The 22,038-nt window shown below is 65.9% G+C and carries 16 protein-coding genes and 2 rRNA genes; 9 read left to right on the top strand and 9 right to left on the bottom strand.

Annotation, left to right across the window (positions count from 1 at the left end; all coding sequences use genetic code 11):
- The first annotated feature begins 264 nt into the window (after positions 1-264).
- The 3 genes from KY49_RS34385 to KY49_RS34375 all read left to right on the top strand — a co-directional run bounded on the left by KY49_RS34385 (position 265) and on the right by KY49_RS34375 (position 5,175).
- Positions 265-3,145: ribosomal RNA gene (locus tag KY49_RS34385) — 23S ribosomal RNA — on the top strand.
- A gap of 120 nt (positions 3,146-3,265) precedes the next feature.
- A 5S ribosomal RNA gene (gene rrf / locus KY49_RS34380) occupies positions 3,266-3,378 on the top strand.
- Positions 3,379-3,750: 372 nt separating this feature from the next.
- Positions 3,751-5,175, top strand: a complete 1,425-nt coding sequence (locus KY49_RS34375; protein ID WP_042588662.1) for a DHA2 family efflux MFS transporter permease subunit — start codon at positions 3,751-3,753, stop codon at positions 5,173-5,175.
- Positions 5,176-5,325: 150 nt separating this feature from the next.
- On the opposite strand, the gene KY49_RS34370 is transcribed toward KY49_RS34375, so the two are convergent.
- The 4 genes from KY49_RS34370 to speB form a co-directional block, all read right to left on the bottom strand.
- Positions 5,326-6,114, bottom strand: coding sequence for a 2OG-Fe(II) oxygenase (locus KY49_RS34370; protein WP_230380887.1), 789 nt, complete (start codon positions 6,112-6,114; stop codon positions 5,326-5,328).
- A gap of 114 nt (positions 6,115-6,228) precedes the next feature.
- Positions 6,229-7,821: an inorganic phosphate transporter gene (locus KY49_RS34365; protein WP_042588661.1), complete on the bottom strand. Its 1,593-nt coding sequence runs from the start codon at positions 7,819-7,821 to the stop codon at positions 6,229-6,231.
- 259 nt (positions 7,822-8,080) lie between these two features.
- Positions 8,081-9,397, bottom strand: coding sequence for an MFS transporter (locus tag KY49_RS34360; protein WP_042588660.1), 1,317 nt, complete (start codon positions 9,395-9,397; stop codon positions 8,081-8,083).
- 55 nt (positions 9,398-9,452) lie between these two features.
- Positions 9,453-10,409, bottom strand: a complete 957-nt coding sequence (speB, locus tag KY49_RS34355; RefSeq protein ID WP_042588960.1) for an agmatinase — start codon at positions 10,407-10,409, stop codon at positions 9,453-9,455.
- A gap of 139 nt (positions 10,410-10,548) precedes the next feature.
- Here speB and KY49_RS34350 point away from each other — a divergent pair, with 139 nt between their 5' ends.
- On the top strand, positions 10,549-11,457 hold the full coding sequence (locus KY49_RS34350) for a LysR family transcriptional regulator (protein WP_042588659.1): 909 nt from the start codon (positions 10,549-10,551) through the stop codon (positions 11,455-11,457).
- Positions 11,458-11,469: 12 nt separating this feature from the next.
- On the opposite strand, the gene KY49_RS34345 is transcribed toward KY49_RS34350, so the two are convergent.
- Entirely contained in the window at positions 11,470-11,934 is a 465-nt protein-coding gene (locus KY49_RS34345) for an Lrp/AsnC family transcriptional regulator (RefSeq protein WP_042588658.1), read from the bottom strand.
- Positions 11,935-12,068: 134 nt separating this feature from the next.
- Between KY49_RS34345 and KY49_RS34340 the strand changes: the two genes are divergently transcribed.
- The 3 genes from KY49_RS34340 to KY49_RS34330 all read left to right on the top strand — a co-directional run bounded on the left by KY49_RS34340 (position 12,069) and on the right by KY49_RS34330 (position 16,264).
- Positions 12,069-12,689, top strand: a complete 621-nt coding sequence (locus KY49_RS34340; protein WP_042588657.1) for a LysE family translocator — start codon at positions 12,069-12,071, stop codon at positions 12,687-12,689.
- A 226-nt stretch (positions 12,690-12,915) separates the two neighbouring features.
- Positions 12,916-14,505, top strand: coding sequence for a S53 family peptidase (locus KY49_RS34335; protein WP_042588656.1), 1,590 nt, complete (start codon positions 12,916-12,918; stop codon positions 14,503-14,505).
- 70 nt (positions 14,506-14,575) lie between these two features.
- Positions 14,576-16,264 (top strand): S10 family peptidase, encoded by a 1,689-nt coding sequence (locus KY49_RS34330; protein WP_042588655.1) that lies wholly within the window; start codon positions 14,576-14,578, stop codon positions 16,262-16,264.
- A 27-nt stretch (positions 16,265-16,291) separates the two neighbouring features.
- On the opposite strand, the gene nadE is transcribed toward KY49_RS34330, so the two are convergent.
- From nadE to KY49_RS34315, 3 genes are all read right to left on the bottom strand, one after another.
- Positions 16,292-17,146 (bottom strand): ammonia-dependent NAD(+) synthetase, encoded by an 855-nt coding sequence (gene nadE, locus KY49_RS34325; protein WP_042588654.1) that lies wholly within the window; start codon positions 17,144-17,146, stop codon positions 16,292-16,294.
- A gap of 86 nt (positions 17,147-17,232) precedes the next feature.
- Entirely contained in the window at positions 17,233-18,102 is an 870-nt protein-coding gene (locus tag KY49_RS34320; RefSeq protein ID WP_042588653.1) for a DMT family transporter, read from the bottom strand.
- A 116-nt stretch (positions 18,103-18,218) separates the two neighbouring features.
- On the bottom strand, positions 18,219-18,404 hold the full coding sequence (locus KY49_RS34315) for a hypothetical protein (protein ID WP_042588652.1): 186 nt from the start codon (positions 18,402-18,404) through the stop codon (positions 18,219-18,221).
- Between the two features lie 195 nt (positions 18,405-18,599).
- On the opposite strand from KY49_RS34315, the gene KY49_RS34310 reads away from it, so the two are divergent.
- Together KY49_RS34310 and KY49_RS34305 are read left to right on the top strand one after the other, a co-directional pair.
- Entirely contained in the window at positions 18,600-19,358 is a 759-nt protein-coding gene (locus KY49_RS34310) for a DeoR/GlpR family DNA-binding transcription regulator (RefSeq protein ID WP_010089307.1), read from the top strand.
- Between the two features lie 110 nt (positions 19,359-19,468).
- Positions 19,469-21,250 (top strand): phospholipase D-like domain-containing protein, encoded by a 1,782-nt coding sequence (locus KY49_RS34305; RefSeq protein ID WP_042588651.1) that lies wholly within the window; start codon positions 19,469-19,471, stop codon positions 21,248-21,250.
- 18 nt (positions 21,251-21,268) lie between these two features.
- Here KY49_RS34305 and KY49_RS34300 read toward each other — a convergent pair whose 3' ends face one another.
- The gene (locus KY49_RS34300; protein ID WP_042588650.1) at positions 21,269-21,946 is read right to left on the bottom strand and encodes a TetR family transcriptional regulator; all 678 of its coding nucleotides are present in this window, start codon (positions 21,944-21,946) and stop codon (positions 21,269-21,271) included.
- Between the last annotated feature and the right edge of the window lie 92 nt (positions 21,947-22,038).

Raw genomic sequence — 22,038 nt, 5'->3', positions numbered from 1 at the left:
GTTCGACTTGATCGAACCTTTTGCCATTGGCGATTGAGCCAGTCAGAGTGATATGAGTAACACCATATCGGCTGTCGTTCTTTAACAATCTGGAAGAAGCAAGTAATTTGGATATGCGGAAGCGTCTTTGAGATGGACGTGGAAACTATCCGGGTTGTGATTGTATCGATGTATCTCAAGATGATTCGAAACTTCATGTTCGCCTCAATTGGAATACGGCACAACGCGAGAACTCAACCTGTAACGAGACAGACTCGTTATAGGCGTCAAGCGAACAAGTGCATGTGGTGGATGCCTGGCGATCACAGGCGATGAAGGACGCGGTAGCCTGCGAAAAGCTACGGGGAGCTGGCAAACGAGCTTTGATCCGTAGATGTCCGAATGGGGAAACCCACTCCTTATGGAGTATCCATGGCTGAATACATAGGCCATGTGAAGCGAACGCCGGTGAACTGAAACATCTAAGTAACCGCAGGAAAAGAAATCAACCGAGATTCCCAAAGTAGTGGCGAGCGAAATGGGATGAGCCTTGCACTCTTTATTTGTATTGTTAGCCGAACGCTCTGGAAAGTGCGGCCATAGCAGGTGATAGCCCTGTAGGCGAAAACAGTATGAAAGAACTAGGTGTGCGACAAGTAGGGCGGGACACGTGAAATCCTGTCTGAAGATGGGGGGACCATCCTCCAAGGCTAAATACTCGTGATCGACCGATAGTGAACCAGTACCGTGAGGGAAAGGCGAAAAGAACCCCGGGAGGGGAGTGAAATAGATCCTGAAACCGCATGCATACAAACAGTCGGAGCCTCGTAAGGGGTGACGGCGTACCTTTTGTATAATGGGTCAGCGACTTACGTTCAGTAGCAAGCTTAACCGTATAGGGCAGGCGTAGCGAAAGCGAGTCCGAATAGGGCGTTCAGTTGCTGGGCGTAGACCCGAAACCAGGTGATCTATCCATGGCCAGGATGAAGGTGCGGTAACACGTACTGGAGGTCCGAACCCACTAACGTTGAAAAGTTAGGGGATGAGCTGTGGATAGGGGTGAAAGGCTAAACAAACCTGGAAATAGCTGGTTCTCTCCGAAAACTATTTAGGTAGTGCCTCGTGTCTCACCTTCGGGGGTAGAGCACTGTCATGGTTGGGGGTCTATTGCAGATTACCCCGCCATAGCAAACTCCGAATACCGAAGAGTGCAATCACGGGAGACAGACATCGGGTGCTAACGTCCGGTGTCAAGAGGGAAACAACCCAGACCGCCAGCTAAGGTCCCCAAATATGGCTAAGTGGGAAACGAAGTGGGAAGGCTAAAACAGTCAGGAGGTTGGCTTAGAAGCAGCCACCCTTTAAAGAAAGCGTAATAGCTCACTGATCGAGTCGTCCTGCGCGGAAGATGTAACGGGGCTAAGCCATATACCGAAGCTGCGGATGCGAGCTAGTCTCGCATGGTAGGAGAGCGTTCCGTAAGCCTGCGAAGGTGCCTTGTAAAGGGTGCTGGAGGTATCGGAAGTGCGAATGCTGACATGAGTAGCGATAAAGGGGGTGAAAGGCCCCCTCGCCGTAAGCCCAAGGTTTCCTACGCAACGTTCATCGGCGTAGGGTGAGTCGGCCCCTAAGGCGAGGCAGAAATGCGTAGCTGATGGGAAGCAGGTCAATATTCCTGCACCGTCGTTAGATGCGATGGGGGGACGGATCGCGGAAGGTTGTCCGGGTGTTGGAAGTCCCGGTCGCTGCATTGGAGAAGGCGCTTAGGCAAATCCGGGCGCAGGATTCAAGGGTGTGGCGCGAGCTCCCTCGGGAGCGAAGCAATTGGAAGTGGTTCCAAGAAAAGCCTCTAAGCTTCAGTCTAACGATGACCGTACCGCAAACCGACACAGGTGGGCGAGATGAGTATTCTAAGGCGCTTGAGAGAACTCGGGAGAAGGAACTCGGCAAATTGGTACCGTAACTTCGGGATAAGGTACGCCCTTGTAGCTTGACTGGCCTGCGCCAGGAGGGTGAAGGGGTTGCAATAAACTGGTGGCTGCGACTGTTTAATAAAAACACAGCACTCTGCAAACACGAAAGTGGACGTATAGGGTGTGACGCCTGCCCGGTGCCGGAAGATTAAATGATGGGGTGCAAGCTCTTGATTGAAGTCCCGGTAAACGGCGGCCGTAACTATAACGGTCCTAAGGTAGCGAAATTCCTTGTCGGGTAAGTTCCGACCTGCACGAATGGCGTAACGATGGCCACACTGTCTCCTCCCGAGACTCAGCGAAGTTGAAGTGTTTGTGATGATGCAATCTACCCGCGGCTAGACGGAAAGACCCCATGAACCTTTACTGTAGCTTTGCATTGGACTTTGAACCGATCTGTGTAGGATAGGTGGGAGGCTATGAAACCGGAACGCCAGTTTCGGTGGAGCCGTCCTTGAAATACCACCCTGGTTTGTTTGAGGTTCTAACCTTGGCCCGTGATCCGGGTCGGGGACAGTGCATGGTAGGCAGTTTGACTGGGGCGGTCTCCTCCCAAAGCGTAACGGAGGAGTACGAAGGTACGCTAGGTACGGTCGGAAATCGTGCTGATAGTGCAATGGCATAAGCGTGCTTAACTGCGAGACCGACAAGTCGAGCAGGTGCGAAAGCAGGTCATAGTGATCCGGTGGTTCTGTATGGAAGGGCCATCGCTCAACGGATAAAAGGTACTCTGGGGATAACAGGCTGATACCGCCCAAGAGTTCATATCGACGGCGGTGTTTGGCACCTCGATGTCGGCTCATCTCATCCTGGGGCTGTAGCCGGTCCCAAGGGTATGGCTGTTCGCCATTTAAAGAGGTACGTGAGCTGGGTTTAAAACGTCGTGAGACAGTTTGGTCCCTATCTGCCGTGGGCGTTGGATATTTGAAGGGGGCTGCTCCTAGTACGAGAGGACCGGAGTGGACGAACCTCTGGTGTACCGGTTGTGACGCCAGTCGCATCGCCGGGTAGCTATGTTCGGAAGAGATAACCGCTGAAAGCATCTAAGCGGGAAACTCGCCTTAAGATGAGATATCCCTGGAGGCTTGACCTCCTTGAAGGGTCGTTCGAGACCAGGACGTTGATAGGTCGGGTGTGTAAGCGCAGTAATGCGTTCAGCTAACCGATACTAATTGCCCGTAAGGCTTGATCCTATAACAAGGCTGTTTTAGAGCGGTTGAATGACCGCGATGTGTGCGATACGCACAACCCCAGGATTACTGCTTCTTCCCAGATTGGTTCTGCTGGCCAAGCCAGCAGAACAACCCTCTTTGCCTGATGACCATAGCGAGTCGGTCCCACCCCTTCCCATCCCGAACAGGACCGTGAAACGACTCTACGCCGATGATAGTGCGGATTCCCGTGTGAAAGTAGGTAATCGTCAGGCTCCCTCAAGCCAGAAACCCCCGCCCAACCGGCGGGGGTTTTTGCATTTCCAGCGGCGGAAATATCGCCGCCTATCGATTCACATTCGGCGAGACCGCCCCGCACGCATGAATCACGATGGTCAGGACGGCCTTCTGGGCGGATAAAGTAGTCGATTGATCGATAAGCTTGCTCAACAGGCGCCTTCAGCTTCGAATCGCACGCATTGATTGATTGATGTCGGATCAAAAATCTATGCGCATAAACTGCATTTAACTGCACGCGCCGGCAGAGCGAAGAGTAGGCGCTTCGAGGTACTATCGACACTCGTCCCGGCTCCGGCTTGTCTGCGTTCGAGGCCGGCATCTCCCGCATTCCGTCTACTGCATCGTTCATGCCCCCCACCTCCAACCCAGGTGATCGGACGACCGACTTCCTGCCGTATCTCGTTGCTGCGACCTTCTTCATGGAGTATCTCGATACGACCGTGATCGCGACTGCACTCCCGCAGATGGCGCACACGTTCGGCGTCGGGCCGAACGCGCTGAGCCTCGGGATGACCGCCTATATGCTCGCGCTCGCGGTATTCATCCCGATCAGCGGCTGGATTGCGGATCGATTCGGTTCGCGGACGGTGTTCGGCAGTGCGATCGTCATCTTTACCGGCGCGTCGGTGTTGTGCGGCCTGTCCAACGGCGTCGGGACTTTTACCGCAGCACGGCTGCTGCAGGGCATCGGCGGCGCAATGATGGTGCCCGTCGGGCGGATGATCGTCGTGCGCAGCACCGAAAAAGCGCGCCTGATGCGCGCGATCGCGACGATCACGTGGCCGGGCATCGTCGCGCCGGTCGTCGGGCCGCCGATCGGCGGCTTCATCACGACGTATGCGTCGTGGCGCTGGATCTTCCTGCTGAACGTGCCGTTCGGCATCGCGGCGTTCGCATGTACCTGGTTGATCGTCAGGAACACGCGCGCCGACGAGCAGCGGCCGCTCGACTGGATCGGTTTCGTGCTCGCCGGCGCCGCGTTGACGTGCCTGCTGATCGGGACCGAAGCGGCCGGGCAGCAGGATGCACAGTTCGCGCACGCCGCGGTGCTCGTGGGGGCGAGCGTGCTGTTCGGCGTCGCCGCGTGGCTGCATGCCCGGCGATGCGCGCATCCGCTGCTCGACTTCACCACGCTCCAGGTGCCGACGTTCTCCGTGACGGTGATCACGGGGTCGGTCACGCGGATCGCGATCAACGCCGTGCCTTATTTGCTGCCGCTGCTGTTCCAGATCGGCTTCGGTCTGTCGCCGTTCCAGTCGGGCCTGTTGCTGCTGGCGAGCGCGGTCGGCAATCTCGGCATGAAGGCAGGAACGTCCTGGATCCTCGATCGATTCGGCTTCCGGCGCGTCGCGCTCGTCGACGTGACGATCGTCGGCCTGTTCACGATCGCATGCGGCTGGCTGACCGCATCGACGCCACTCGCGATCACGCTGCTCGTCGTGTTCGTCTACGGGCTGACGCGGTCGATGCAGTTCACGACGCTCGCGACGCTGGCCTACGCGGACATTCCCGCCCGGCAGACGAGTGCCGCGAGCACATTGTGGAGCGCCGCGCAACAGATGACGATCGGCATGGGGATCGCCTTCGGTGCGCTGGCGTTGCGCGTGGCCGCCTCGTTGCGCGGCGACGCGACCGGCGTGCATTACGTGCTCGACGACTTTCGCTGGGCGTTCGTCGCGGCCGGCCTGCTCGCGCTGCTGACCTTGCCCGGCTATGCGCGGCTCGCACTCGACGCGGGAGACCGGCTCAGGGCGAGCGTCGCGAGAGGGTGACCGGGATCGCCCGCCGGATGCGCAGGCAGTGGCGCCCGCACTGATCATCCGCGTGCCGCGGATCGGTACGTTCTGACGAATGACGTCCGTGGATATCATTCATCGCCGTACACAAGGGCAATTGTCGCGCGCGTGATCGGTCGGGTTCGATCACTGCGCGTCATGGAAGATGATGCCGACCGTATGGCGATGCCCCGACCGGATACGGCTCACGCCGTGACGCAGATTGACGCGATAGACGCCGCGCGTGCCCTGCACGGGCCGGCCGTGCACGGCGAAAATCACGGCGTCGCCCTGGGTCAGTGGGACCACTTCGGCGCGCGACTGCATGCGCGGCCGCTGCTCGGTCAGCACGAACTCGCCGCCGGTAAAGTCCCGTCCGGGCGCGGACAGCAGGACCGCAACCTGGAGCGGAAACACGTGTTCGCCGTACAGGTCCTGATGCAGGCAGTTGTAGTCGTCCGGGCCGTATTGGAGGATCAACGGCGTCGGGCGCGTCTGCCCCGCCGCGTGGCAGCGGGCGAGAAATTCCGAATGCGCCGCCGGGTAGCGGACATCGACGCCAAGGGCGGCATTCCAGCGATTCGCGATCGGCGCGAGGTGCGGATAGAGCGTCGAGCGCAGTGTGTCGACGGTCGCCGGCAACGGATAGGCGAAGTACTTGTATTCGCCGCGTCCGAAACCGTGACGCGCCATCACGACGCGCGAGCGATACAGCGCATCGCGCGCATAGAGTGATGCCAGTGCGTCGCATGCGGGCGCCGACAGCAATCCGGGAATGAGCGCACACCCCTGGCGGCCCAGTTCCGCTTCGATGGCGGGCCAGTCCAGCGTGTCGATGCGCCGGGCGATGTCGCAGGCGCCGGGGCGCCCTGTATCCGACGATGCGCGGAAGACGGGATGGAGCGGGAAAGCGGTGGCCGGCGGAGCAGAGCGCATGACTGTATTCGCGACGAGGATCGAAGAATCCAGTCTAGCGACGTCGGTTTGCGGATACGCTCCGCATCTTGCGCTCCAATCGACAAGCGGCGCACCGCCGAACCACGGTTTCGCTCAGCCCACGGAACGAAACAGCCAGTACAACCCGCCCGCGAGCGCGATCGATGCAGGCAGCGTCAGCACCCACGCGAGCACGAGGCCGCGCACCGTGCCCCATTGCAGCCCCGACCCGTTGGCGGCCATCGTGCCGGCGACGCCGGACGACAGCACATGCGTCGTCGAGACCGGCAGCCCGTAGACGTCGGCGGCGCCGATCGTCAGCATCGCGACGAGCTCCGCCGACGCGCCCTGGCCGTAAGTCAGGTGCTGCTTGCCGATCTTCTCGCCGACGGTCACGACGATGCGCTTCCAGCCGACCATCGTGCCGAGCCCCAGCGCGATCGCGACGGCAACCTTCACCCAGGTCGGGATGAACTTGGTCGCGTGGTCGAGCTGTTTGCGGTAGTTGTCGATCGCGAGCCGGTCGGCCGGCGCGAACGCCGGCTGGCCGGATTTCTCCATCAGCCGGATTGCTTCGGACACGAGGTACATCGTATTGCGAACGTTGTCGATGTCGCCCTGCGGCACCGCCGCCATCGAGCCCGATGCACCGACCGCATGCGCAAGCGAGACCGACAACTGCTGCACCGCGGGCAGCACGGCGGGCGTCATTTGGCGATGCTGCACGTACTGCTCGACGTCGGCGCGCGGATTTGCAGACGGCGCGATGCCGTTTGCATATTTGGCGAACGTCATGGCCGCCTGGTTCGCCACCGCGACGAAGGTCTGCGATTCCGCGGGCGTCACGGCCTTGTTGAGCGCGTAGGCGGTGGGCACGATGCCGATCAGGATCAGCATGATGAGCCCCATCCCCTTCTGGCCGTCGTTCGAGCCATGCGCGAACGACACGCCGGTGCAGGTCAGGATCAGCAGGCAGCGGATCCAGAACGGCGGCGGCTGATCCTTCGGCGGCTCCTGGTACAGTTCCGGCACCCGCGCGAGCGCCTTCAGCACGAGCAGCAGCAGGCCCGCGCACAGGAAGCCGACGATCGGCGAAAACAGCAGCGACTTGCCGACGCCGAGCGCCTGGCCCCAGTCGACGCCGCTCGTGCCGGACGGCCCGTGCATCAGCTGGTTCATCAGCCCGACGCCGATGATCGAACCGATCAGCGTGTGCGAGCTCGACGACGGCAGTCCGAAATACCAGGTCGCGAGATTCCAGACGATCGCGGCGATCAGCAGCGCGAACACCATCGCGAAGCCGGCGCCGCTGCCGACTTGCAGGATCAGCTCGACAGGCAGCAGCTGCAGGATGCCGAACGCGACGGCGCCGCTCGAGAGCATCACGCCGAGGAAGTTCCACAGGCCGGACCAGATCACCGCGATGTTCGGCGTCAGCGAATGCGTATAGATCACGGTCGCGACCGCGTTCGCGGTGTCGTGGAATCCGTTGACGAACTCGAAGCCGAGCGCGATCAGGAGCGCGGCGCCGAGCATCAGGTACGGAAACAGCGAGCCTTCGCGGACCGGCGCAATGTCGGAGATCAGGTGCGTGGCAACGTAGACGGCGCCGATCGCGAGCACCAGCAGGACGACGGCGTAGCCGGCATGCCGGGTGCGGGCGAGGGACGCCTGATCATGCGCGGCGGACGAAGCGGATTGATTCATGACGGCGTCTCTTGACGGAAACGCGTCCGATCCTAGCGTCGGCTTTCAGTCAGTTTGATGACAGGGCGGGCAGCGACCGGCATGTTCGCCCTCGATGCGGGACGGAACGGCCTGATTCGTTCGCATCGGGAAGCAATCGATCGCGGACGGGCCGTTTTCGCCCGCTTCGCGAAGCGCTACAGCCGGCCGTGATTGATCGTGTTGGGGAAGGCGGCCCGGGAGGCCGCCCGTTGTCGAGACGGGCGGGGCAGGCGGCGCTTTACGCGGTGCGTGCGCCGCGCGGCAGCGCTTCGCGCGGCGAGCCGGCGTCGTCGGTGCCGACGCGCCGCGCGATCAGCCACACGCACACCGACGACAGGATCGCGGCGCTCGTGTACTGGAGCGCGAGCGGCCACCATTGCGGCGCGGTGTTCTGCGCGATCACGGTCGCGACGAGCGGCGTGAGGCCGCCGGCGAGCGCGCCGCACACCTGGTACGCGATCGAGATCGCCGTGTAGCGGATGCGCGCGATGAAGATGCCGCTGACGAAGCCCGCGACCACCGAGTAGTAGCCCGACTCCGCGAGCGTCGCGAGGCCGACGCCGACCGTGATCGACAACGGCGTGCCGGCGTGCACGAGCGGCAGCATCACGAACGGCACGACGGCGGCCCACGCGCCGGTGATCAGCAGCACGCGCGTCGTGCCGAAGCGCTGCGCGAAGAACGCGGCCGCGAGCTGCACGACGAACTGCAGCACGGCGACGATCGTCATGCACTGCAGCACCATCGACCGGTCGAGCGACAGGAATTGCGTCGCATAGCTGATCATGAAGATGTTGCTGAAGTACACGCCGGCGATCCCGTACACGTTCGCGCCGATCGCAAGCAGCAGCAGCGGCCAGTACTTGAGCGCTTCGCGCACCGGGTTCCGCGCGGTGTTGCCGCTCTTCCTGACTTCCTCGAACTCGGGCGACTCGGACACGCTCGCGCGGATCACGAAGCCGACCGCGAGCAGCACCGCGCTCGCGAGGAACGGCAGGCGCCAGCCCCAGCTCATCAGGTCGTCCTTCGGCAGCGTGCTGATCGCGCCGAACGCGAGCATCGACAGGATCAGGCCGCTCGCGCTGCCGAGCTGCGCGAACGACGCGAAGAACGTGCGCTTGCCTTCCGGCGCGTGCTCGCCGGCGAGCAGCACCGCGCCGCCCCATTCGCCGCCGACCGCGATGCCTTGCAGCACGCGCATCAGCACGAGCAGGATTGGCGCGATCGCGCCGGCCTGCGCGTAGGTCGGCAACAGGCCGATGGCGACCGTCGACACGGCCATCAGCATCAGCGTCGCGAGCAGCGAACGCTTGCGGCCGAAGCGGTCGCCGAGATAGCCGAACATCACGCCGCCGAGCGGCCGCGCGAAGAAGCCGACCGCGAACGAGCCGAACGACGCGAGCAGGCTGATGAAACGGTTCTCGCCGGGAAAGAACAGCGGCCCGAACACGATGGCGGCAGCGGTCGCGTAGCTATAGAAGTCGTACCACTCGATCGTCGTGCCGACGAACGACGCGAGCGCCGCGCGCTTCGGCTGCTTGACGGAAGTCCCCATTTTTTTCTTGGCTCCTCTCGAATCCTCTGGATCGGAATATGTCGTTCTGTCGGGATCAGTCGCGGTACGTGACGCCCGGCAGCACGCACAGCAGTTCGTACGCGAGGTTCGCGCCGAGCAGCGCCGTGGTGCCGAACGGGTCGTACGGCGGCGCCACCTCGACGAGATCGCAGCCGACGATGTTCAGGCCCTTCGCGCCGCGGATGATCTCGAGCGCCTGCGGCACCGTCAGGCCCGCGATTTCCGGGGTGCCGGTGCCGGGCGCGTAGGCCGGGTCGATGCCGTCGATGTCGAAGCTGATGTAGACGGGCGTGTCGCCGATCCGTTCGCGCACTTCGTCCATCAGCGGCGCGAGGGACTTGTTCCAGCATTCCTCGGCCTGGACCACGCGGAAGCCCTGCTCGCGGCACCAGTCGAAGTCCTCGGCGGCGTAGCCGGTGCCGCGCAGGCCGATCTGCGTGACCTTGTCGCCGTGCAGCAGCCCTTCCTCGACCGCGCGGCGGAACGGCGTGCCGTGCGCGATCTTCTCGCCCATCATCGTATCGTTCACGTCCGCATGTGCATCGACGTGAATCAATGCAACCTTGCCGTGCTTGCGATGGATCGCGCGCAGGATCGGCAGCGCGATCGTGTGGTCGCCGCCCAGCGTGATCGGCTTGCAGCCGTGCTTGAGGATCGCGTCGTACGCGACTTCGATTCGGGCGATGGAATCGTGCAGATTGTAAGGATTGATCGCCACGTCACCGATGTCCGCGACCTGCAGCGAGTCGAACGGCGCGGCGCGCGTCGCCATGTTGTACGGGCGCAGCAGCACAGATTCGGTGCGGATCTGGCGCGGACCGAAGCGCGCGCCGGTGCGGTTCGACGTGCCGAGATCGAACGGCACGCCGACGAAGCACGCGTCGAGCCCTTCGGCGCTCGGCACGTGCGGCAGGCGCATCATCGTCGCGATGCCGCCGCAGCGCGGCATTTCGTTGCCGCCGAGCGGCTGGAAATGGGTATGGTCGTTCATCTTGCGTCTCTTCCAGTGGGGGGTTGCCGTATCATGCGACGCGGCCTGGCTCGTAGTTGTACGCGCTCCGGCCGGAAAGAAGAATGCGAAGATATCGACGTAAACATCGATCTCCATCGATGTATGGAAGGGGAATGGCGTGCTGGGGAATCTGTCGACTCTCGATCTGCGGCTGATCCGCGTGTTTCTCGCGGTGACGGACGCCGGCGGCGTATCGGCCGCGCAGACGGTGCTGAACGTCGGGCAATCGACGATCAGCGCGCAGTTGTCGTCGCTCGAGACCCGGCTCGGCTACCGGCTCTGCGAGCGGGGCCGCAGCGGCTTCCGGCTCACGCCGAAGGGCGAGCGCTTCCATGCGATGAGCCGCAAGCTGCTGACGGCGCTCGACGAATTCGGGATGGCGGCGCGGCACATGGACAGGCAACTGGTCGGCACGCTGAACATCGGCCTGATCGGCCATACGCCGATCAGCCAGAACGCGCGGATCGCCGAGGCGATCGCCGCGTTCCGCACCCGCGACGAGGCGGTGCGCTTCTCGATCTCGGTGCGGGCGCCCGGCGATCTCGAGGAAAAGCTGCTGAGCGACGAGATCCAGATCGCGGTCGGCTATTTCTGGCACCGGGTGCCGTCGCTGCACTACACGCCGCTCTTCATCGAGCGGCAGGTGGCGTACTGCGGCCGCGGCCATCCGCTGTTCGCGCGCGCCGGCGCGCTGAAGCCGGCCGACGTGGCCGGCTTCGAATGGGCGTGGCGCTCGTACCCGCTGCCCGAGGCGCAGATGTCGACGACGCCCGACCGCGTGACCGCGACCGCCGACAACATGGAGGCGGTCGCGCTGCTGATCCTGTCAGGCCACCATCTCGGCTACCTGCCGCAGCACTTCGCGGCGCCGTACGTCGCGCAGGGGCTGCTCGCGCCGCTCAACCCGGAGCGGCTGCACTACGACGTCACGTTCCACATGGTGGTCGCGCGCAACGCACGAGGCAATCCGCTCGTGCAGGCGTTTCTCGAGGATCTCGAGCACGCGCACCAGCCGCCCGACGCCTGAGCGGGCGCCGGCTCACGGCACCGGAAAGCCTCCTTCGCGCTTGACCTCGCGCAGCGACAGCGCCGATTCGAGCGACGTCACGCCCGGCAGCGTCCGCAGCGATTCGCGCAGGAACGTGCCGTAGTCGTCGAGATCGTGCGCGACGACCTGCAGCAGGTAGTCGGCCGTGCCGGACACGTTGTGGCACGACAGGATCCGCTCGATCCCGAGCACCTCCCGTTCGAACCGGTCGGCAACCTTGCGGTCGTGCGTCGCGAACCGCACCAGCACGAACGCGACGACGCCGAAACCGAGCGCCTTGCGCGACAGCTGCGCACGGTAGCGCTCGATGTAGCCATCGGTTTCGAGGCGCTTCAGCCGCCGCGCGCACGGCGTTTCGGACAGGCCGACGCTGTCGGCCAGACGCGCGATCGGCAGGCGGCCGTCGCGCTGCACCGCGGCAAGGATCGCGCGGTCGGTTTTGTCGAGTTCGGTCATATGGGCGGAATCCGTGGTTTGCCGGGGCAATTTTGGGGGAATCCGCTCTTCATGGCCAGAAGGGGACCGAATATGGCCAATAATCCCTCACCCGTTGGCGGCACCATATCGTCATCGATGGACGGGGGCAGACCATGATTTCCACGCATTTGCTGTTGATCTACCTGGCCGCGCTGGCGGCAATCTACGCGGTGCCGGGGCCGGACATGGCGCTCGTGCTGCAGACCAGCATCGGGCGCGGCGTGCGCCCGGGGATGGCCGCGGCGGCCGGCCTGTCGCTGTCGCGCACCGCGCACGTGACGCTGTCCGCGTGCGGCGTCGCGGCGCTGATCCGCAGCGCGCCGTGGCTCTATGAAGTGATCCGCTACGGCGGCGCGCTCTATCTCGCGTATGTCGCGATCCAGGTGTTCCGCTCGCCGGTGTTCGCGCTCGGCGACGGCGCCGCCGAAGCGGGCGAACTGCGGCAGGCGTTCGTGAAGGGGCTGCTGACGAACCTGCTGAACCCGAAGGCGCTGCTGTTCTGCTCGGTGCTGCTGCCGCAGTTCGTGCGGCCCGACGCGGGCCCGGTCGTCTGGCAGATGTTCGAGCTCGGCGCGCTGCTGGTGGCGGCGGGCGTGTGCTTCGACCTCGCGTGCGTGTTCGGCGCGTCGCGGATCGCCGCGTGGATGCGCGCGCATCCGCTCGCGCAGACCGTGCAGCGCTGGACCTTCTCCGCGGCGCTGATCGGCTTCGCGCTGCGCCTGTCGATGGACTGAGCCGGACGTCGCGGATTCGCCGTCCGCGACGCGCGTCACCCTCGCCGCCTTCCCCCTCGCACCTGCCCGCAGTGACATACCGCAACCGCGATTCATCTGACTTGTTCTAAACTTCCTGTACGTCGCCGCGCTGCTGTTGCGCGGCTGACCGGACGGAACCTTCTTTCGTCTGCCATATCCGATTTTCTGGCTGTTCCGTGCAACGCGGTACCAAGGAGGTCAACACATGGCAAGGCACCTTCACGCCGACCGTGAACCCCGAATCGTCGCCGAGTCCACCTGTCTCGGCCCGTGCGATCCGGCTGAGCGCATCCACGTCACGATCATGTTGCGGCGGCAGGAGGAAGCACATCTCGATGCACTGCTTCACCAGCTCGCGAGCGGCGATGCGGCCGCGAAGCCGCTGTCGCGCGAAGCGTTCGCGCAGCGCTTTTCCGCGAATCCCGACGACATCCGCAAGACCGAGGACTTCGCGCACCGCCATCAGCTGAAGGTGGAGCGGGTCGATCCCGCGGAAAGCGTCGTCGTGCTGTCCGGCACGATCAGGCAGTTCGAGGCCGCGTTCGGCGTCACGCTCGAACGCTTCGAGCATCGGTCGATCGGCCAGTATCGCGGCCGGTCCGGCCCGATCGTGCTGCCCGACGAGCTGGGCGACGCGGTCACCGCGGTGCTCGGCCTCGACAGCCGGCCGCAGGCGCGGCCGCACTTCCGGCTGCGGCCGCCGTTCAGGCCCGCGCGCGGCGGCGCGGCCGTCACGTTCACGCCGCCGCAGCTCGCGTCGCTCTACGGCTTTCCGCCCGGCGACGGCGCGGGGCAGTGCATCGCCATCATCGAACTGGGCGGCGGCTATCGCGCGGCCGACATCCAGCAGTATTTCCGCGGGCTCGGCATCACGACGCCGCCGGCGCTCGTCGACGTGAACGTCGGCAGCGGCCGCAACGTGCCGACCGGCGATGCGAACGGCCCGGACGGCGAAGTCGCGCTCGACCTCGAGATCGCGGGCGCGATCGCGCCCGCCGCGAAGCTCGCCGTCTATTTCGCGCCGAACAGCGACGCAGGCTTCATCCAGGCCGTGAACGCGGCGGTGCACGACACGACCAACCGGCCGTCGGTGATCTCGATCAGCTGGGGCGGGCCCGAGGCGATCTGGCAGGCGCAGTCCGCGCAGGCATTCGACCGCGTGCTGCAGTCGGCGGCCGCGCTGGGCGTCACCGTGTGCGCGGCGTCGGGCGACAGCGGCTCCGGCGACGGGCTGCAGGACGGCGCGCAGCACGTCGATTTCCCCGCGTCGAGCCCGTACGTGCTCGCGTGCGGCGGCACGCAGCTCGACGCATTGCCGGGGCAGGGCATCCGCCGCGAGGTGACGTGGAACGACGAGGCGTCGGGCGGCGGCTCGGGCGGCGGGGGCGTCAGCACGCTGTTCGACGTGCCCGTGTGGCAGCAGGGGCTGGCCGCGACGCTCGCCGACGGCAGCCGCGCGCCGCTCGCGAAGCGCGGCGTGCCGGACGTCGCAGGCGATGCATCGCCGCAGACCGGCTACGAAGTCTCGGTCGCGGGCACGCCCGCGGTGATGGGCGGCACGAGCGCGGTGTCGCCGCTGTGGGCGGCGCTGATCGCGCGCATCAACGCGGCGGCGAACACGTCCGTCGGCTGGATCAACCCGACGCTGTACAAGCATCCGGACGCGTTGCGCGACATCACCGAAGGCAGCAACGGCGCGTACGCGGCGGCGCCGGGCTGGGACGCGTGCACGGGGCTCGGCAGCCCGAACGGCGCGCGGCTGGCCGCGATCCTGCCGCCGAAGCCGTCGAGTTGACGGCGGCGGTTGCCGCGCATCAGGTTGTCACGGGTTTCTTGCTTCCCCCTTTACCTCGAGGAGCAGCACGATGGGCAACGATTCCGCATCTTCCGGCGGCGTGTATCCGCTGCATCACGGCGATCACAATTCGCACGCCGTGCCGCCGACCGTCAATCCGGTCGCGCTGAGCCACGGCCGCGACCAGCCGTTCTTCGATCCGGTCGCCTACGGCAACGGGCCGGACGATTCGGTGACCGACACGACCGAGGCGGCCGCCGTCACGCATCACGCGGTCACGATCGGCGGGCGGCGCATCGCGTACACCGCGACGGTCGGGCATCTCGTGACGGTCGACCCGAGCAGCTCGCTGCCGGACGCCAAGATTTTCTACGTCGCGTTCACCGAGGACGGCCAGAAGGAGGAAGCGCGCCCCGTGACGTTCTTCTATAACGGCGGGCCGGGCTCGTCGTCGGTGTTCGTGCTGCTCGGCTCGTTCGCGCCGCGCCGCATCAAGACGTCGATGCCGGACTTCACGCCGCCTGCGCCGTTCCAGATGGAGGACAACCCCGACAGCCTGCTCGACCGCAGCGACCTCGTGTTCATCAACCCGGTCGGCACCGGCTACTCGGCCGCGGTCGCGCCGCACAAGAACCGCGATTTCTGGGGCGTCGACCAGGATGCGAACTCGCTGAAGCAGTTCATCAAGCGCTACCTGACGAAGAACAACCGCTGGAATTCGCCGAAATACCTGTTCGGCGAATCGTACGGCACCGCGCGCAGCTGCGTGCTCGCGTACAAGCTGCACGAGGACGGCGTCGACCTGAACGGCATCACGCTGCAGTCGTCGATCCTCGACTACCGGCAGGCAGGCAACCCGGTCGGCGTGCTGCCGACCGCGGCGGCGGACGCGTGGTATCACCAGCGGCTCGGCGTGTCGCCGGCGCCGACCGACCTCGGCGCGTTCGTCGAGGAAGTCGCGCAGTTCGCGCGCACCGACTACCTGAACGCGCTGCGCAAGCTGCCGCACCCCGACCCGGCCGTGGTGCGGAAGCTCGCCGACTACACGGGAATCGACACGGCGACGCTGCTGTCGTGGCGCCTCAATATTGCCGGCGCCGACGCGCGCGGCAATTCGCTGTTCCTGACCACGCTGCTGCGCGCGCGCGGGCTGGCGCTCGGCGAGTACGACGGCCGCGTGACGGGGATCGAGACCGGCATCGCGGGCAAGATCGATCCGAATTCGGGCGGCAACGATCCGACGATGACGGCCGTGTCCGGCGTCTATACGGCGATGTGGAACAGCTACCTGAACGAGCAACTGAAGTTCACGTCGAACTCGTCGTTCACGGACCTGAACGACCAGGCGTTCCAGAACTGGGATTTCAGCCACATCGACCCGACCGGCGCGCAGCAGGGCGTCGATGCGCAGGGCAACGTGATCCTCTACACGGCGGGCGACCTCGCCGCCGTGATGGCGCTCAACGTGGACCTGAAGGTGCTGTCGGCGAACGGCTTCTACGATTTCGTCACGCCGTTCTACCAGACCGTGCTCGACCTGCAGCAGATGCCGCTCGAGGATGCGACGGTGCGGCAGAACCTGTCGGCGCGCTTCTATCCGTCGGGGCACATGGTGTATCTCGACGGCGGCTCGCGCACCGCGCTCAAGCACGATCTCGCGGCGATGTACGACAGGACGGTTGCCGATACCGGCGCGCAGCTGCGGATTCGCGCACTGCAGGCGAAGAAAGCGGCGCCCGAGGCGGCCGGGCACGCGTGACCCGCGTGTGCGGCCGGCCGCGCGCCGTCAGTCGCGGCGCGCGGGCCAGTCGAACGGCGTGTAAGGCAGCGCGCGCTTGTGCCGCGAGCCGTCGTAGAAGCGCAGCACGGTCTCGTACGCGTGATCGCTGACCGGCTTGCCTTCGAGGAAATCGTCGATCTCGTCGTAGCTGACGCCGTATGCGTGCTCGTCGGGGCGCAGCGGACGCAGCTCCTCGAGATCGGCGGTCGGCACCTTCATCACGATCGTCTCCTCGCCGCCGAGCGCGCGGGCCACCGCGCGCACGCGCCGTTTGTTCAGGCCCGCGAGCGGCAGGATGTCCGCGCCGCCGTCGCCGAATTTCGTGAAGAACCCCATCAGCGATTCGGCCGCGTGATCGGTGCCGATCACGATCCCGCGCCGCGCGCCGGCCACCGCGTACTGCGCGATCATGCGCTCGCGCGCCTTGATGTTGCCGTGTACGAAGTCCTGCTGCGCGTGATCCGCGAACGCCAGCCCGCCGGCGACGAGCGACGCGAGCATCGCGTCGGCGGCCGGCTTCACGTCGACCGTCAGCACCTCGTCCGCGCGAACGAACGCGAGCGCACGCTGCGCGTCGGCTTCATCGTTCTGCACGCCGTTCGGCAAGCGCATCGCGACGAAGCGCGCGTCGTAATCCTCCGCGCGCAGGCGCTCGACCGCGAGCTGTGCGAGCCGCCCGGCCGTCGACGAATCGACGCCGCCGCTGATCCCGAGCACGTAGGTCCGCAGGCCGGTCGAGCGCAGGTACTGGGCGAGGAAGTCGACGCGGCGCGCGATTTCGGCATCGGCATCGAAATGCGGGGCGACGTTCAGTTCGGCGATGATCGCGCGTTGGCGGCTGGCGTAATCGGCGGAGGTCATGAAAGGGTTCCGGTACAAGATGCGAGGCGCTCATCATAAGCGCATTCGCGGCGGGCCGTCTGCTGCGTAAATGGCGAACCTGGAACCTAGCGCCGCGCGAGCACGACGCCGGCCAGTGCCACGCCGAAACCGGCGAGCTGGACGGCGGCGAGCGTCTCGCCGAACAGCAGGTAGCCCTGCAGCGCGGCCAGCGGCGGCGCGAGGAACAGCAGCGACGTCGCGCGCGCGGCGTTGCCGCGCCGGAGCATCCACATCAGCATCGTGACCGCGCCGCCCGACAGGAATACGACGCCCCACACGAGCGACACCCACAGCGCGGGCGCGCCGGTCCAGCGCGTCTCGTGCAGCAGCCCCGCGAAGACGGCCGCGACGAGCGCCGCGCCGAGGTTCTGCACCGCGACGGCGGTGCGCAGGTCGCTCTGCGCGAGCTTGCCTTTCTGATAGAGCGAGCCGGCGGTGATCGAGCCGACCGCCAGCACCGACACCGTGACGACGAGCCAGGCCGGCGCGGCGCCGGGCGGCGGCGCGACGCCGCCCGTGACCTTCGGCGCCAGCACCAGCGCGACGCCGGCGAGGCCGAGCGCCATCCCGAGCCAGCCGCGCGCGGGCAGCCGTTCGTTGAACAGCGGCACCGCGAGCACGGCGGTCGCGAGCGGCTGCAGCGCGCCGAGCAGCGCCATCACGCCCGCGTTCAGCCCTTGGGCGACCGCCCAGTAGCTCGCGCCGAGGTACACGCCCTGCAGCAGCGCGCCGGCGATCAGGTGGCGCGGCCATTCGCGGCGCGCGGGCCACGGCGCGCGCGCGGCGAGCGCGACCGCGCCGAACAGCACGGCGGTGCCCGCGAAGCGCGCGAGCAGGAACAGGTTGGGATCGGCGTAGGGCTTGATCGCCCGCGCGACGATGAAACCGGTGGACCAGAGTGCGACGAAGGCCGCGGCGACGATCGAGGTCAGCATGCAGGACGGGCCGCGGACGGCCGGATGGAATCACGAAGTCCGGCAGTATCCGGCGGCGCGGCGGCGGTGTCTTGTCGAATCCTGCAGTCGCGCGCGCGGCACTAAGCGGGCAGGGATCAGTCGAGCGAGAAGGTGTCGAGCGGCTGGTTCGCGCTCGTTTCGTTCGCGAAGCGCGCGGCGAGCTGTTGATGGAGACGGCGCGCCTCGTCGAGCGTCAGGTCGACCCAGTAGGGATCGCCGGCGGCGTCGTTGAGTCGTTCGGGCGGAAACTGGATTTCGAGCACTATGCCTTTGCGATACATCGCGCAAGCTCCCCTGGATGGTCGTTCGTTCGGCGAAGCGCAAAGTGTAGCAATGCGCGGCGCGCCGATTCCCGCGCCGCCGGCAATTCAGAATTTCTCCGCCGGCGATGACCGGCCGGCTTACACGCGGCCGTCAAACGGCCGTACTACAATGGCGCGCTACTCATTCACTGGTCGCCTCGGGCGCGTCGCGAGATGCTGGCGGAACAACGTCACCAATTCATCCTGTCGGAACTCGGAAGGTCGGGCGCGCTGTCGGTCGCGGAACTGGTGCGTTCGCTCGACGTGTCGCGGGAGACCGTGCGGCGCGACCTGAACGCGCTGGCGGCGCGCGGGCTGCTGGTGATGACGCACGGCGGCGCGCTGGCCGCGGACCGCCGCGAGCCGAGCCTGTCCGAGCGCGAGGCGGCCAACGCCGACGCGAAGCGCGCGATCGGGCGGCGCGCGGCCGAATTCGTGCCCGACGGCGCGTCGGTGCTGATCGATTCCGGCAGCACGCCGCATGCGGTCGCGCTCGCACTCGCCGACAAGCACCGGCTGGCGGTGTATACGAACGACTGGCGCACCGCGCTGGTGCTCGCGCGCCGCAACGGCAATCGCGTCACGCTGCTCGGCGGCGAGCTGTCGGACGACGAGGATGCGACGTTCGGGCTCGACACGATCCAGCAGCTCGCGCAATACCACGTCGACTTCGCGTTCGTCGGCGCGGGCGGCATCACGGCCGACGGCGAATTCACCGACTACTCGCGGCTTGCCGCCGAAGTGCGCAGCCGCATGATCGCCGCGGCCGCCACGGCGATCGTCGTCGCCGACCATTCGAAGTTCGGCCGCGTGACGCCGGTGCGGATCAACGGCACCGAAGCGGCGCGCTATCTCGTGACCGAGCGCGCGCCCGACAAAGCAGTGCGCCGCACGCTGGTCGCGCGCGGCATCGAGCTGCTCGTCTGCGACTGACGCGCGTCCCGCGACACACAAGATTCATCGAAGCGTCATTTCCACGGCAAAGCCGCGCGGAAGACTGACCCGTTCGACCTGGTCAGGCGATAAAGCCAAGGAGAACGACGATGTCCGTGAGCGTGCGCAGCTATCTTTCCCCGACGTTGGTGCTGCTGGCCTTCGACTGGCCCGGCGCGCCGGCGCGAGACGACTTCCTCGGTTTCGCGATCAGGCGCACGCCGGGCTTCTGGTCGGCGGACGGGAGAACGCGCGCGCCCTATAGCTGGCTGCCGAACCGCCTGACGTTCGACGGCCCGGCCGCCGACACGCAGGGCGACGCGCCCACCGACCAGGCGCCGATCCAGAAATTCATGTGGTGGGACGCGCGGATCGACCCGCAGGACCGCGGCGGCGCATTCCGCTACGACGTGTACCCGGTCGTCGGCACGCCGGCGAGCCTGCAGGTGCTCGACGCGGAACGCGGCGTGTGCGACGTCGTGCTGCCCGCGCACGTCGAGGATGGCGTCGGCACGTGGTTCAACCGTGCGGTGGTCAGCTCGCAGGCATTCGCGAAGCAGGTCGCGGCGCTGCATCTCGCGCCCGGCGAGGCGCCCGCCGCCGACCAGGCGCTGAAGCTGCGCACGTGGCTCGCGAACGACATGGAGCAGGTGTTCGCACAGATGCTCGATTCCGCGTCGCGCGCGGTGTCGGCCGTCTATCACCTGACCGACACGCTGTGGGCGCTGCCCGCGTTCGACGCGTTCGGCCGCGCGCACGGCGACGCGTCGCTCGCAATCGTCTACGACGCGCATGTGACGGCGCGCAAGGGCCGGCCGCCGCTGCCGTCGCCGAACCAGCCGGCCGTCGACGCGCTGCAAGGGCTCGCGACGCTCGCGCCGCGCGACCGGACGCACATCATGCACGACAAGTTCATCGTGACCGACGCACCGGGGAGCGCCGCGCCGGCGCGCCTGCTGACGGGCTCGGCGAACTTCACGACCGAAGGCCTGACCGAGCAGGCGAACGTGCTGCACACGTTCGATTCGCCGGCGCTCGCCGCGCTGTACAACGATCGCGCGCGTGCGCTCGCCGCGAATCCGCCGATCGCCGAGACGGCGCGGCTGTCGCCGGGATGGTCGGAGCCGGTGACGGTCGGCGGCGCGCGGGTGCGGGTGTCGTTCTCGCCCGAGCCGGCCGGGCAGCGCACGCAGATCGACACGATCGTCGCGGCAATCGAGGCGGCGCAGCATTCGGTCGCGTTCTGCCTGTTCATGCCGACCGACGCCGCGTTGCGCGATGCGTGCTTCGCGGCCGGCGACCGCGGGCTGATGATGTTCGGGCTCGTCAACCGGATCAGCATCGACAGCGCGACGAAGGCCGATGCCGCGCAGCAAAACGGCCAGGCGCTCGATGCGGCGACGCTCGCGAACCTCGAGCTGTACCACCGCGGCCGCGACCATCGCGACGTGATCGACGCGCGGTATTTTTCGCCGGCGACGGCGCCGCAAGGCTTCGAACCGGAACTGCGGCTGTTTCCGGGCGAGCCCGCGCCCGCGTATCCGCCGGTCGTGATCCATCACAAGTTCATCGTGATCGACGCGGAGGGCGCGAACCCGGTCGTCTACAGCGGATCGGCGAACATGAGCCGCAATTCCGAGCAATACAACGACGAGAACCTGCTCGAGATTCGCGACGCGCGCATCGCCGCGACCTATCTGGCGGAATTCCTGCGGCTGTACGAGCACTACCGCGCGCGGGCGCTAGCCATCGACGCGAAGACGCGCGGCGCGTCGCCGCATCCGCGGCTCGCGCTGGCGCCCGATGCGAGCTGGGCGAAGAAGTATTTCGTGGCGGGAAGCCCGGAGGAGAAGGCGCGGGTTGCACTGGCCGCGCCCGCGCCGAAGGGCTGATGCGCGCGTCGCGCGGCGCTATTCGGCGGCGACGTAACGCAGCACGGCCTCGGCGATCGTGTCGCGATGCCGCGCGCGCAGGCGCGGCGCCGACGGATCGCGGCCGAACGCGGCGCCGAACGTGTAGCGGTTCGACACGCGATGGAAGCAGAACGAGCTGATCAGCAGGTGCAGGTCGAACGCGTCGACGTCCTTGCGGAACGCGCCGCTCGCGGCGCCGCGCTCGAGCAATTCCTCGAGCGTCTTGATGATGCTGACGTTGCGGTTCTTGAACGACTTGAGCTGTTCGAGATACTTCGCGCCGTGGATGTTCTCGATCGACACGAGACGGACGAAATCGCGATGCTTGTCGTGATAGTCGAACGTGAACTCGACGAGCCGGCGCATGCCTTCACGCGGCTCCATGTCGCCGACGTGCAGCTCCTGCTCGAGCGCGCGGATGTCGCCGTAGACCTTCTCCAGCACGGCCTCGTACAGGCCTTCCTTGCTTTCGAAGTAGTAGTAGAGCATCCGCTTCGTCGTGTTCGTGCGCTCGGCGATCGCGTCGACGCGCGCGCCGGCGAGCCCCATCGCGGAAAACTCCTGCGTGGCGACGTCGAGGATGTTGCGCTTGGTCTGCTCGGGATCGTATTTGCGCCGCGCCTCGGACGGAACCGCGCGGTTGTCGGACGTGGCGGCCCTGCTTCCTGTTTTCATGTGACGTTTATTGGTGGCTTCACGGCGGCTTGGACGGGCCATTCTAGCATGTGGAAATTCGCCGTTTTGCCGACCTTTCGTTCTAGTCCGGA

It is taken from the genome of Burkholderia sp. MSHR3999, from assembly GCF_000833595.1.
GTDB classification, from domain to species: domain Bacteria; phylum Pseudomonadota; class Gammaproteobacteria; order Burkholderiales; family Burkholderiaceae; genus Burkholderia; species Burkholderia ubonensis.
The sequence above is the reverse complement of the archived record's forward strand: the minus strand, read 5'-3'. Positions and strand labels throughout refer to the sequence as shown.